Annotated in this window: 11 protein-coding genes; 6 read left to right on the top strand and 5 right to left on the bottom strand. The window is 68.7% G+C overall.

Annotated elements, in window-relative coordinates; all coding sequences use genetic code 11:
- The first annotated feature begins 137 nt into the window (after positions 1-137).
- Together ACODS2_RS06125 and ACODS2_RS06120 are read left to right on the top strand one after the other, a co-directional pair.
- Complete coding sequence (locus tag ACODS2_RS06125; protein ID WP_488998017.1) at positions 138-1,847, top strand: alkaline phosphatase family protein; 1,710 nt, start codon at positions 138-140, stop codon at positions 1,845-1,847.
- Positions 1,844-3,082 carry a UbiH/UbiF/VisC/COQ6 family ubiquinone biosynthesis hydroxylase gene (locus tag ACODS2_RS06120; RefSeq protein WP_488998016.1) on the top strand — a complete coding sequence of 413 codons (1,239 nt, stop codon included), beginning with the start codon at positions 1,844-1,846 and terminating at the stop codon, positions 3,080-3,082. The genes ACODS2_RS06125 and ACODS2_RS06120 overlap by 4 nt, the downstream gene beginning before the upstream one ends.
- On the opposite strand, the gene ACODS2_RS06115 is transcribed toward ACODS2_RS06120, so the two are convergent.
- The 3 genes from ACODS2_RS06115 to hemC are packed head-to-tail and all read right to left on the bottom strand — an operon-like array spanning position 3,079 to position 5,652.
- The gene (locus tag ACODS2_RS06115; protein ID WP_488998015.1) at positions 3,079-3,975 is read right to left on the bottom strand and encodes a hypothetical protein; all 897 of its coding nucleotides are present in this window, start codon (positions 3,973-3,975) and stop codon (positions 3,079-3,081) included. The two genes, ACODS2_RS06120 and ACODS2_RS06115, sit on opposite strands and share 4 nt — an antisense overlap.
- Before the next feature lie 27 nt (positions 3,976-4,002).
- The gene (locus ACODS2_RS06110; RefSeq protein ID WP_488998014.1) at positions 4,003-4,695 is read right to left on the bottom strand and encodes a uroporphyrinogen-III synthase; all 693 of its coding nucleotides are present in this window, start codon (positions 4,693-4,695) and stop codon (positions 4,003-4,005) included.
- Positions 4,696-4,707: 12 nt separating this feature from the next.
- The gene (gene hemC, locus ACODS2_RS06105) at positions 4,708-5,652 is read right to left on the bottom strand and encodes a hydroxymethylbilane synthase (protein WP_488998013.1); all 945 of its coding nucleotides are present in this window, start codon (positions 5,650-5,652) and stop codon (positions 4,708-4,710) included.
- A gap of 45 nt (positions 5,653-5,697) precedes the next feature.
- On the opposite strand from hemC, the gene tsaD reads away from it, so the two are divergent.
- From tsaD to ACODS2_RS06085, 4 genes are all read left to right on the top strand, one after another.
- Entirely contained in the window at positions 5,698-6,747 is a 1,050-nt protein-coding gene (gene tsaD / locus ACODS2_RS06100; RefSeq protein WP_488998012.1) for a tRNA (adenosine(37)-N6)-threonylcarbamoyltransferase complex transferase subunit TsaD, read from the top strand.
- Positions 6,744-7,757: an NAD(P)H-dependent glycerol-3-phosphate dehydrogenase gene (locus ACODS2_RS06095; RefSeq protein WP_488998011.1), complete on the top strand. Its 1,014-nt coding sequence runs from the start codon at positions 6,744-6,746 to the stop codon at positions 7,755-7,757. The genes tsaD and ACODS2_RS06095 overlap by 4 nt, the downstream gene beginning before the upstream one ends.
- Positions 7,750-9,258: a lipopolysaccharide biosynthesis protein gene (locus ACODS2_RS06090; protein ID WP_421837127.1), complete on the top strand. Its 1,509-nt coding sequence runs from the start codon at positions 7,750-7,752 to the stop codon at positions 9,256-9,258. The genes ACODS2_RS06095 and ACODS2_RS06090 overlap by 8 nt, the downstream gene beginning before the upstream one ends.
- Before the next feature lie 73 nt (positions 9,259-9,331).
- The gene (locus tag ACODS2_RS06085) at positions 9,332-9,811 is read left to right on the top strand and encodes a hypothetical protein (protein WP_488998010.1); all 480 of its coding nucleotides are present in this window, start codon (positions 9,332-9,334) and stop codon (positions 9,809-9,811) included.
- A 4-nt stretch (positions 9,812-9,815) separates the two neighbouring features.
- Here ACODS2_RS06085 and ACODS2_RS06080 read toward each other — a convergent pair whose 3' ends face one another.
- Together ACODS2_RS06080 and uvrB are read right to left on the bottom strand one after the other, a co-directional pair.
- The gene (locus tag ACODS2_RS06080) at positions 9,816-10,343 is read right to left on the bottom strand and encodes a hypothetical protein (protein WP_488998009.1); all 528 of its coding nucleotides are present in this window, start codon (positions 10,341-10,343) and stop codon (positions 9,816-9,818) included.
- 135 nt (positions 10,344-10,478) lie between these two features.
- Complete coding sequence (gene uvrB, locus ACODS2_RS06075; RefSeq protein ID WP_488998008.1) at positions 10,479-12,668, bottom strand: excinuclease ABC subunit UvrB; 2,190 nt, start codon at positions 12,666-12,668, stop codon at positions 10,479-10,481.
- Positions 12,669-12,885: the final 217 nt, after the last annotated feature.

Genomic DNA, 12,885 nt, shown 5'->3' with positions numbered 1-12,885 from the left:
TCCGGCGCCCCCGGTGCCTTTGCGGGCAAGCAGCCACGCGAGGCCTCTTGCGCGCATGCGCCGCCGGGGCCATCACGCAGCGGCCCGGCCCGGAGCAGGCGACTCCGGTTCGGCCAAGTACCGAGAAAGGTTACTCTATGGCGCTTCGCACGTTCCGGTCCGTCACTCTGGGCGCGGCTGCGCTCGCCGCCGTGATCGTCCTGCCGCACTGCGGGCTGGCACGTCCGGCCGCGAAACGGGCACCAGCCCCGGCGGCTGCCCCTGCAGTCCTGCCGGCCGCGAATGCGCCCAAGCTCATCGTCGCGATTTCGATCGACCAGTTCTCGGCAGACCTTTTCGCCCAGTACCGCTCGCACTTCACCGGCGGCCTGGCGCGGCTCGCCACCGGCGCGGTGTTTCCGGCGGGCTATCAAAGCCATGCCGCGACCGAGACCTGCCCCGGCCACTCCACGATCCTGACCGGTGTGCACCCCGCGCGCACCGGGATCATCGCCAACACCTGGATCGACCAGTCAGTCGCGCGCGGCAAGAAGGCCGTCTACTGCGCCGAGGACGAGACTCAGGCGGCCGCGGACCCCAAGGACTATGTCGCCTCGGTCGGTCACCTCCTCGTCCCCACGCTGGGCGAGCGGGTCAAGGCGCTCTGGCCGACCAGCCGCAATGTCGCCGTTTCAGGCAAGGACCGCGCCGCGTTGATGATGGGCGGCCATTTGATCGACAGCGTCTACTGGTGGAAGGGTGCCGGCTTCACCTCGCTCGACGGGCGCGCGCTGACCCCGGCGGCGGTGAACGAGAACAAGGCGCTTGGCGAAGTGCTGAGCGCGGGCGCGCCGGAGCTTTCGCTGCCTGACTGGTGCAAGGCCAAGGACCGTGCCGTGCCGCTGAGCAGCACGTTTGCGGTTGGCACCGGCCGCTTTGCGCTGGCCCCGGGCGACAAGAACGGCTTCCGCGCCTCGCCCCGGCTCGACCGCGCGACGATCGACCTCGCGACCGAACTGGTGGACGAGAACAAGCTGGGCAAGGGCGCGACGCCCGACGTCCTGTCGGTCAGCCTTTCCGCAACGGATTATGTCGGCCACGGCTATGGCACCGAAGGCAGCGAGATGTGCATCCAGATGCAGCAGCTCGATCTGGCGCTGGGCGATTTCTTCGTGGCGCTGGACCAGCGCGGGATCGACTATGCCGTGGTGCTTACGGCGGATCACGGCGGGTTCGACATGCCCGAGCGGCTGGGCGAGCAGGCGCTGCCTGCCTCGCACCGGGTGAGCAAGTCGCTCCTGCCCGAAGCGCTGAGCGCGGCAGTGGCGGCGAAGACCGGGCTCGATCCGAGCGGCCTCGTCCTCTCCGATGGCGCTTCGGGCGACATCTGGCTGCGGCGCGATCTGGCGCCGGCAGACAAGGCCCGCGCCCTCGAAGCGCTCAAGGCCGAACTGCTGGCCAACCCTGAAGTTGCCGCCGCCTTCACCGCCGACGAGATCACGGCCGCCCCCGCGCCCACCGGCTCGCCCGAGACCTGGCCGCTGATCGCGCGCGCCAAGGCCTCGTTCTACCGCCCGCGCTCGGGTGATCTCGTGCTGATGCTGAAGCGCGGGGTGGTGCCGATTCCGGTGCCGGGGCCGGGCTATGTTGCGACGCATGGCTCGCCGTGGGACTATGATCGGCGCGTGCCGATGCTGTTCTGGCGCAAGGGGATGGCCTCCTTCGAGCAGCCCAGCCCGGTCGAAACGGTGGACATTGCCCCCACGCTTGCGGCACTGATCGGTCTGCCCGTGCCCGCAGGGGCATTTGACGGGCGCTGCCTCGATCTCGATGCAGGCACCGGCGATACTTGCGGAGCACGGCCATGAGCGAAACACCCAGAAGCCAGACGATGGCCTCTGATATCGTGATCATCGGCGGCGGGCTCGTCGGGATGACGCTCGCCATCGGTCTTGCCAAGGCGGGCATCCCCAGCGTGGTGATCGACAGCTCCGACCCTTCGGCGCAGACCGCCGAAGGCTTCGATGGTCGCGCCTCGGCGATTTCGACCGCGAGCTGGAATCTCTACAGCCATCTCGGCCTTGCCGAAGTGCTCGAGCCGCTGGGCTGCCCGATCGATTCGATCGCAGTGACGGACGGGATGAAGCCCGGGCGGATCGATTTCCAGCCCGCACCGGGGGATGGCTCGCTTGGCCGCATGTTCGCCAATCGCGATCTGCGCGTGGCGATGTACGATGCGGCGGCGAAGGAGGACCTCATCACCTTCCTGCCCAATGCGCGGGTGGCGGAACGGGAGCGCGATGCGCATGGCGTGGCGGTGACGCTTGCCGATGGCCGCGTGATCAAGGGGCGCCTCATGGTGGGCGCCGAAGGCCGCGCTTCGCCAACCCGCGACGAGGCGGGCTTCACCCCCGCGCGCTGGAGCTATGGCCACCGCGCGATGATCGTGGGGCTGGCGCATTCGAAGCCGCACGGCAACGTGGCGTGGGAAATCTTCTATCCGGCGGGGCCTTTCGCGCTGCTGCCGCTGCTCGACGATGCGGAAGGCAACCACCGCTCGGCGCTGGTGTGGACGGTGAGCGAGAAGGACGCGCCCGGCGCGATGGCGCTGCCCGACGGCGCATTCCAGAGCGCGGTGCAGGAACGCATGGGCGATGTGCTGGGGCAAGTGCGGCTGATGGGGCCGCGCTCTTCCTGGCCGCTCAATTTCCACCACACCGCGCGGATGGTGTCAGACCGGCTCGCGCTCGTCGGCGATGCTGCGCACGGGATGCACCCGATTGCCGGGCAGGGGCTGAACCTTGGCCTGCGCGATGTGGCGGCGCTGGTGGAAGTGCTGACCGAAGGCATGCGGCTGGGGCTCGATCCGGGCGATGCGCAGCTGCTCGCGCGCTACGAACGCTGGCGCGCGGCGGATACCTTCATGGTCTCGGCGGCGACCGATGTGCTGACGCGGCTGTTCGGCGTGCCGGGGCGCTTGCCTTCGGCGATCCGGCGGTTGGGCATGGCGGGCGTGCAGCGCATTCCGGCGCTCAAGCGCTTCTTCATGGACGAGGCGCGCGGCATGAGCGGCGCGCTGCCGAGCCTGCTGCAACCGGCTTAAGCGGCGGGCGCGCTGGCTGAAGGCGAGGGGCTGGCGACTGGCCCGGGCGCAGCCGCATCCGGTTTTGCCACAACCGGCGGTGTCGGCGGGAAGGAGAGCGCGGCGGTTTCCAGCTGATCGAGCGCGTGCTGCGCAGCTGCGAAATCGCGGGCATGGGCGAGCCATTCGGTCGCGGCATCCTTGCCCGGCATCCGCTCGACTTCGGCGATGGCGACATCGATGCGGCCCCCGGCCAGCGCCTCGCGCACGCGCATCGCGCGGCTTTCGGCGGTGGGGGAGGGGCTGTCGGCATGGCGGATGACAAAGAGTTCGCTCATTTGGCGCGTCAGCCAGTCCCACGTGCCTTCGCTCTGCGCGCCGCCGGTTAGCTGCGGGCTGATCTTCTCGAAGGTTTCGTTCAGCATGGCGAGCGTCATCGGCTTCTGGGCGGCGGCGATCACGCGGTCCACGGCGGATTGTTGGGTGCTGCCGAAGCGCACGCGCAACTGGGCTTCAAGGTAGCCGAGCGGCTGGCCGCGCTCGATCGCGCGGCGGGCGGCGAAGGCGACCAGCAGGGCTTCGGCCTGCGTGGCCTGACCGGCTGCGGCGACGGCCTGCTGGTTGAGTTCGGCAAGGCGCTGCTCGAGCGCGGAGACCTTGGCAGCGGCGGCGGTGAGCGCGGCATCGGTCGCCGCGAGGTTGGCAGTGGTCTGCGCGGCGGCCTGCGACATCGAGGCCGAGGGCGCGGGGATTGGCGAGGCAGCAAGGCCCGAGACGTGCACTTCGAGCCAGCCGGTCTTCCAGCCGTACCAGGCGCCGCCAGCGAGCGCTGCGAGGATGAAGAGGACAGCCAGCACCGCCCGCCCGCGACCAGATCGGTTGCGTTGCAGAGCTAGGGGCGAACCAAAGGTCATGTCCTGCATAGGATCATTTTTCAGTTGTTAGTGTCCTCTTGGTGACACTTTCTCGCACATTTGCACGGCGAGTGCCAGCACTGCTTGATCGGTACGTGTCTCTGCGATTTCAATGTGTTGCCAGCCGAGCCCCGCCATAGGCCCGATTCGTGAGGCAAGGCAGGCCAGCGCGATCTGCCCGCGCGCCACGCCGATCCGGTCCGATTCTGCGGCGAAATGAGCGGCGGCTTCTCCGGAGTGGAGCAGGACAACGGCGGGTTTCGCCAGCATGCGAGTGAGCGCAGGCGGCATCGGCAGGCCGGCAGCGGCATAGACCACCACATCGTCGACCTCGACGCCTACGGGCATGGCGAGCGGCACGCGCTTTTCGCCGGCCAGGCGCAGATAGCGGCCCGGCGGCAGGGCGGAAACCATCGGCTGCAGGCCGCCTTCGCCAATCGACGCCACGGTGAAACCAGCCGCGCGCCCGGCCTCTGCGGTGGCCGCGCCGACAGCGTGGACGGGCAGGCCCCTGAGCCGCGCAAGGCCCTCGCCGCCGAGTCGGAACACGTTGGCGCTGCCGACGAGCAGCGCGCTGTAAGGCGCGGGATCGGGGGCGGTCCACTGCGCGGGAGCCATGTCGAACAGCGGGAACGGCTGCGCATCAAGGCCGAGCGTCCGCGCGGCGGCCACGGTGGCGGCGTTGCCCGGTTCGGGGCGGATCACGATCACCGGGATCATCCCCGGGCGGCCTCAGCTGCCGGTGAAGTGGCGGCGAATGGCCTCGGGCGCGCTGGCCAGCAGGGTGCGGGCGAGCGCGGCGGGGCCATCGCTGTCGCCCGCCGGGAAGGTGGCGCTCGCCTCGATCCGCTCCGCCCCATCGGGGCTGAACAGCGCGGCGCGCAGCGTCAGGTCCGTGCCCTCGGCGGTAGTGAGCAGCGCGATCGGGCTGTGGCAGGTGCCGCCAAGGCCGCGCAGCAGGGCGCGTTCGGCCATCACGGCGGCGTGGCTCGGCTTGTGATCGATGGCATCGAGCAGTGCGACAAGATCGGCGCGGGCGGCGAGGCATTCGACGCCGATGGCGCCCTGCGCGGGGGCGGGGAGCCAGGTGTCGGACGGGAGCGGGCTGCCAACCGCGCTCTGGCCGAGGCGGTTCAGCCCGGCAGCGGCGAGCAGCGTGACGTCGGCTTCACCCGCTTCGAGCTTGCCGAGGCGAGTCGCGACATTGCCGCGGAAGCCGACCACGGTGAGATCAGGGCGGGCGTGGAGCATCTGCGCGGCGCGGCGCGGGGCACTGGTGCCGACCCGCGCACCGGCGGGAATGGCCGCCACGCTCTCCGCGCCGACCAGCACATCGCGCACATCCTCACGCGGGAGCACGGCGGCGATCATCAGCGTGGCAGGGCGCTCGGTTTCCACATCCTTCATCGAATGGACCGCGAAATCGATGCTGCCATCGGCCAGCCAGGCATCGAGTTCCTTGGTCCACAGCGCCTTCCCGCCGATTTCGGCGAGCGGGCGATCAAGCACCTGATCGCCGCTGGCAACCACGGTGACAAGTTCGATCACATCCTCCTCCCAGCCATGCGCGGCGCAGAGCCGGCGGCGGGTTTCCTCGGCCTGAGCCATGGCGAGCGGAGAGCGGCGCGTACCCAGTTTGAGCGGGTTTGCAGCGGTGGGCGTTATGGACGTGTTCATGCGTCACTTGCCGTAACGGGGAATGTCTCTAAGGGAAAGTCTCCCATGGCCTTGATCCTCGGCATCGAATCCTCCTGCGACGAAACCGCCGTCGCCGTGATCGACGGGGCGGGCACCACGCTCGCCGCGCGCATTGTCGCGCAGCGCATCGCCTCGCAGGATGAGGAACACCGCCCCTATGGCGGTGTTGTGCCAGAAATCGCCGCGCGCGCCCATGCCGAAACCCTCGCGCCCATGGTCGGCGCGGTGCTGCAAGACGCGGGGCTCACATTGGCGGACATGGATGCGATTGCCGCCACGGCGGGGCCGGGCCTGATTGGCGGGGTCATGGTCGGGCTGGTAACGGCGAAAGCACTGGCGATGGCGGCGGATAGGCCCTTGCTGGCGGTGAACCATCTTGAAGGCCACGCCTTGTCTGCGCGGCTGGCGGAGCCGGACCTCGCGTTCCCCTATCTGCTGCTGCTCGCCTCGGGCGGGCATTGCCAGATCCTCGAAGTGCGCGGACTGGGCCAGTATCGCCGCCTCGCCACGACCATCGACGACGCGCTGGGTGAGGCGTTCGACAAGACCGCGAAGATCCTCGGGCTGGGCTTTCCGGGCGGCCCGGCGGTGGAGCGGATGGCGCGCGAAGGTAATGCCAGGGCTGTCCCGCTGCCGCGCCCGCTCTTGGGTAGTGCGGAGCCGCATTTCTCCTTCGCGGGCCTGAAAAGCGCGGTGATGCGCGCCCATGATGCCGGCATCCACCAGACGGCGGATATCGCCGCATCGTTCCAGCAGGCCGCGATCGATTGCGTGATCGATCGCACGCGCCGCGCGATGGCGGCTGCGAGGCCGGTGACGGCGCTGGTTGTCGCGGGCGGGGTTGCCGCCAATGCGGCCCTGCGCGGCGCACTGACGGCGCTTGCGGAGGAGGCCGGGCTGCCCCTCGTCGCGCCGCCGCCGAAGCTGTGTACCGATAACGCGGCGATGATCGGCTGGGCCGGTGCGGAGCGTCTTGCCGCCGGCCTCACCGATTCGCTCGACGTGCTGGCGCGCCCGCGCTGGCCGCTCGATCCCGATGCGGAGCCGGTGCGCGGCGCGGGGGTGAAGGCATGAGCGAGGCGGCTCAAGTCGGCGTCGTGGGCGGCGGCGCATGGGGCACGGCGCTGGCGCAAGTGCTCGCGAGCGATGGCCGCGACGTGCTGCTCTGGGCGCGCGAGGCCGATGTGGTCGAGGCGGTGAACGCGCAGCATCGCAATCTCCGCTTCCTGCCGGGGGCTGCGCTCCATCCGACGATCCGCGCGACCAGCGTTCTCGCCGATCTCGCCGTGCTGCCGGTGCTGCTGCTGGTCACGCCGGCGCAGCATCTCGGCACGGTGCTGGGCCAGCTTGCGCCGCTGGGAACCGACATCGTGCTCTGCGCCAAAGGCATCGAGCAGGGCACGGGCCGCCTGATGATCGAGGTGGCCGCCGCCGCTGCACCGGGTGCGGCGCTGGCCGTGCTCTCCGGGCCGACCTTTGCGCATGAGGTGGCTGAAGGACTGCCAACCGCCGTAACGCTCGCCTGCGCCGGGGGGGAGGCGCAATGGGCGCGGCTTTCGCCCGTCATCGCGCGGCCCTCATTCCGGCCCTACTATTCGGCGGACGTGATCGGCGCTTCGATCGGCGGCGCGGTGAAGAACGTGCTGGCGATTGCCTGCGGGGTGGTCGAAGGGCTGGGCCTTGGCGCCAACGCCCGCGCGGCGCTGATCAGCCGGGGCTTTGCCGAAATGCAGCGCCTCGGCCTTGCGATGGGCGCAGAAGGCGAAACGCTGGCGGGCCTTTCGGGCCTTGGCGATCTGGTGCTCACCTGCTCCTCCTCCGAAAGCCGCAATTTCGCGCTCGGCATGGCGCTCGGCGCGGAAGGCGACCGCACCGGCGGCGCGGCGGCCCTGCTCGCGGAGCGCAGCACCGTGGCCGAAGGCGCGTTCACCGCGCCGGTGCTCGTGCGCGTCGCCGATGAACGCGGCATCGCCATGCCGATTGCGGCCGGAGTTGCCGCCCTTCTCGATGGCGCTATCTCGCCCCGCGCGCTGGTGGCGCAGCTGCTGGCCCGCCCGCTTCGTGCGGAGGCCCCGCTTGGCTGAAGCCGCCGCCCCCCTCTCCGCCGAACAGCAGGATATTGCCGCGCTGGCCAAGGGCGGGCGGACCAATTTCTTCGGCTTCCTGCTTCGCCTTGCCGCGCGCATCCCGTTCCTGTTCATCGCCGGGCGGCTGTATGGCGCAGAGGACTTGGGCCGCTTCGCCTCGGCCACCATCGCGGTGGAGCTGGCGGCGCAGCTGGCCACGCTTGGCCAGAAGCGCGGCCTGGCGCAGCAGCTGGCGAGCGACGATCGCGACGGCGCCGAAGTGGTTGCCGATGCGCTGCTGCTGTCGGGCTTCGTCTCTGCCGTGCTGGCGGCGCTGCTCTATATCTTCCCGGCCCCGATGTTCCCGAGCGGGCATTTCACCCCGCTCCAGCGCCTGCTGCCGCTCACCGTGCTGCCGATCGCGCTGGGCGATATCGCGCTGGCGGCGCTGGCCTATCGCTTCGATGTCGGCGCGACGGTGCGGGCGCGGTCGGTGGTCGAGCCGTGGACGCTGTCCATCGTGGCGGGAGCGGTGTGGCTGGCGGGCTTCACCTTCCTTTCGATCCGTGAATCCGGGCTGATCCTCGCCTATGTCGCCTCGATCTTTGCCGCGACGCTGACCGCCTTCGTGCCCCTGCTCAGGAGCTATGGCCTGCCGCGCCAGTGGTCGCCGCGCCCGATCGATCTCCTGCGGCTGGCGGTGAGCAACCTGCCGCTGGCCGGCGCGGATGCGATCGAATGGGGCACGCGCAAGCTCGATCTGTTCCTGCTCGGCGTGTTTCAGGCGCCGCCTGCGGTCGTGGGCATCTACTACGTGGCGCAGCAGGTCGCGACCCTGCCGCAGAAGCTCAAGACCAGTTTCGAGCCGATCCTTGGCCCGGTGATCACGCGCAATCTGCAGGGCGGAAACTTCCCCGCCGTGGCGCGGCAGGTGTGCCAGGTCGGCTTCTGGATCATCGCAGCGCAGGCCGGGGTGGCGCTGGCGCTGGGCATTCCGGGCGCGGCGGTGATGGGGCTGGTGGGGCCGGGCTTCGTGGCCGGAACCGCCGCGCTGGCGCTGCTGCTCGCCGCCGAAGTGGCCGCCGCCACCGCCGTGGTGAGCGAGGCGGCGCTCATCTACATCGCGCGGCTGCGCAACTTGTGGATCAGCCTTGCCACCATCGCGCTGCAGGCGGCGCTGACCGTGGGCTTCATGCTGGCGGCGCGGCGGGCGGGGCTCGATCCGCTGATCCAGGCGGCCGGAGCAGCCGCCGCGCTGGCGATTGCGCTGGGATGCGCGTCGCTCGCCAAATCGTTGCTGCTCGGCAGCCTGCTGGGTGAGCGGATCAGCAACTGGCGCTGGGCGCTGATCTGGGCTGCGGCGCCGGCGGTGCTGGTGGGCTTTGCGGCAAAGCTCATGCCCGAATGGGTCGAGCTTGCCTTCGGCATCCCCGCGATCCTCGGCGTCTATGGCGCGGTGATCTGGCGGCGCGGCTTCGGGCCGGAAGACCGCATCCTGTTCCGCAAGCAGACGCTCTGAAGCGGGAGGTCTTGGCTTCAGCCGCTGCGCATGGGAAAGCGCCGGACAGGTCCGGCAAGTCTTGGGGTGATCGATGATGGAATGGATTCAGGCAAACGCGGTTCTGGTCGGCGCGATTGCCGTGCTGCTGGTGCTGGCGCTGGTCTTCCTGTTGCGGCGCGGCAAAGCGCTGCCGGAAAAGCGCGAGTACCGCGATGTCCTGTCCGAAGGTGCCGCGCCCGCCGCGCGCAATTCGACGCTGATCGATGCACCGCCCGCCGCCGCGATTGCGCCGCCGCCGGTGCTCGCCGAAGCGCCGCCGCCCGCCACGGATGAAGGCGACGACCTGACCCGGATCAAGGGCCTTGGCCCCAAGATCAGCACTGCGCTGCGGGCGCTCGGCGTCACGCGCTATGCCGAGATCGCGGCGTGGACCGAAGCGGATGTGGCGCGGATCGACGCGCAGCTGGGAGCTTTTGCGGGCCGCGCGACGCGGGACAACTGGATCGAGCAGGCCAAGCTGCTTTCGAGCGGGGATACCGGCGCCTACGAAGCGAAGTTCGGCAAGCTTTAAGCGCTCAGGATTCCCTCGCGGCGCAGCGCTTGATCAGCCCGCCGGGGACTTCGCTGGCAGGCACTGCGATATGTCCGCCGCCCGGAAGCGTGCCGACGAACTTTGCCTTGAACAGCGTCAGGCGCTTGTCATCGGCCGGGATCGCGCCCTGCCAGACATAGCCGCGCTGGCCCGCGACTGCCGTCGCATCGACCGGCAGGCGCAGGATATAACCGCTCCCCTGCAGCGCGAAGAGCGCGGCGGCCCCGATGGGCGCGGCGACATTGCGGGTGACGACCAGCGAACCCTGGCGGCATTCAAGGCTGAGCAGCGGCGCCTCACCCGGATAGCCGAAGCGGGCGGCATCCGGCGTAGCGGCCCATGCGCCCTTGGCATCCGGCGCGCGCATGGCGGGGGGCGCGGGGCTATCTGCCGGCATGGCGACGCGCACACCGTCAACCGGGCCATCCTTGCCCGCCGTGGTCGTTGCCGAAGAGGACGAGCAGGCCGCCAGCAGCAGGACCAGCAGGGGAGGGACGACACGCGAAATCAAAGCTTCATCCTTTTAGGCCCCGATCATCGCCGCGGCACTGAGGTCGGACCCAAGCAGCCGAATTTCAAGGCCAGCGCAAGATAGGGAAAGGCGCAGCGCGGTGGATAGATATCCGCGTGCGGTGCGAGGTGGATGCTACTTCCCCCACTTTTTCTGGCTCTTCCCAAACCGCGTCTTCCTTGTCCCCGGCTTGCCTTCGTTGCTCCGCCCCACAATCGGCGCTTTCTTCTCGCCATCGGGCAGCCCCAGTTCGCTCGCTTCCAGCGCGCGGATCTCATCGCGCAGCCGCCCGGCGGTCTCGAATTCCAGATCCGCCGCTGCCGCGCGCATCTTGCGTTCCAGTTCCTCGATATAGGCGCGCAAGTTGTGGCCGACGAGGTTGTTGGCCCCGCCTTCCGTCTCGATCTCGACCAGCACGCCATCACGGCTCGCGGTGTCGGCCACGATGTCGTGGATGTCGCGCTTGATCGATTCGGGCGTAATCCCGTGGAGTTCGTTGTAGGCGCGCTGCTTTTCGCGGCGGCGGTCGGTCTCGGCAATCGCGCGTTCCATGCTGCCGGTCATGCGGTCGGCATAGAGGATTACCCGGCCATCCACGTTGCGCGCGGCGCGGCCTATGGTCTGGATCAGCGAGGTTTCGCTGCGCAGGAAGCCTTCCTTGTCCGCGTCCAGAATGGTCACCAGCCCGCATTCGGGGATATCAAGCCCCTCGCGCAGCAGGTTGATGCCCACCAGCACGTCATAGACGCCGAGGCGCAAGTCACGGATCAGTTCGATGCGTTCCAGCGTCTCCACGTCCGAATGCATGTAGCGCACGCGCAGGCCCGCTTCGTGCATGAACTCGGTCAAGTCCTCCGCCATGCGCTTGGTCAGCGTGGTGACGAGCGTTCGGTAGCCGGCCTCGGCCGTCTTGCGGCATTCGTTGATGCAGTCCTGCACCTGGTCCTCGACCGGGCGAATCTCCACCGGCGGGTCGATCAGGCCTGTGGGGCGGATGACCTGTTCGGCGAACACACCGCCCGATTGCTCCATCTCCCAGTGCCCCGGCGTTGCCGAAACAGCCACGGTCTGCGGGCGCATCGCGTCCCATTCGTTGAAGCGCAGCGGGCGGTTGTCGATGCAGCTTGGCAGGCGGAAGCCATATTCCGCCAGCGTGATCTTGCGGCGGTGGTCGCCTTTGCTCATCGCCCCGATCTGCGGCACGGTCTGGTGGCTTTCGTCGACGAACAGCAGCGCGTTGTCCGGCAGATACTCGAACAGCGTCGGCGGCGGCTCGCCCGGCATGCGCCCGGTAAGGAAGCGCGAATAGTTCTCGATTCCGGCGCAGCTACCCGTCGCGTGGATCATTTCGAGGTCGAAGTTGGTGCGCTGCTCCAGTCGCTGCGCCTCCAGCAGCTTCCCTTCCGCTTCCAGTTCCTTGAGCCGCTCGGTCAGCTCGAAGCGGATCGCATCCGCCGCCTGCTTCATCGTCGGCCCCGGCGTTACATAGTGCGAATTGGCGTAGACGCGGACCTTGGAAAGCTTCGTGCCGGCCTTGCCCGTCAGCGGATCGAACTCGCTGATGGCCTCGATCTCGTCCCCGAAGAACGACACGCGCCAGGCCATGTCCTCATAGTGCGATGGGTAAATCTCCAGATTGTCCCCCCGCACGCGGAAATTGCCGCGCTGGAAGGCGGCATCGTTGCGCTTGTACTGCAGCGCCACCAGCTTGCGGATGATCTCGTGGTTGTCGACCGTGTCGCCCACCTTGAGATCGAAGATCATCGCCGAATAGGTCTCGACCGAGCCGATGCCGTAGAGGCACGAAACCGAGGCGACGATGATCACGTCGTCGCGTTCCAGCAGCGCGCGCGTGGCGGAGTGGCGCATCCGGTCGATCGCCTCGTTCACCGAGCTTTCCTTCTCGATGTAAGTGTCCGACCGGGGCACGTAGGCCTCGGGCTGATAGTAGTCGTAATAGGAGACGAAATACTCGACCGCGTTATCCGGAAAGAAGCTCTTCATCTCGCCATAAAGCTGCGCAGCAAGGATCTTGTTGGGCGCAAGGATCAGCGCGGGGCGCTGCAGTTCCTCGATCACTTTGGCCATGGTGAAGGTCTTGCCGCTGCCCGTCACGCCAAGCAGCACTTGCGTCACCTCGCCCTCCTTCGCCGAGGCGACGAGATCGGCAATTGCGGTCGGCTGGTCGCCCGCCGGCTGGTATTCGGAGACAACGCGGAACGGCCGCCCGCCTTCCGATTTCTCGGGTCGCACGGGCTTGTGCGGAACGAAGTTTTCAGAGGTATCGGGCTCTTCCAAGCCCCTGCGGATCACGAGTTCGGCCATCCGCCGAATATGGGGAACAAACCGCGTCCATGCAATCGGCACGCGTTGCCCGTTATACCTTTTCCTGCACCCGGAAGCGGCCCTGAATACGTCGGCATGGCCGGCTGCCTGCGCCGCGACGGATAGGCATGGGGCGGCGTTTGCTATATCACGCCCGGTGGTAGCGTGACCACCGCAAGCCTCCTTGCGGCATGTGAAGGATCAGGGAACTGCAGGT

This window comes from Novosphingobium sp. FG137 (assembly GCF_057809735.1).
The sequence above is the reverse complement of the archived record's forward strand: the minus strand, read 5'-3'. Positions and strand labels throughout refer to the sequence as shown.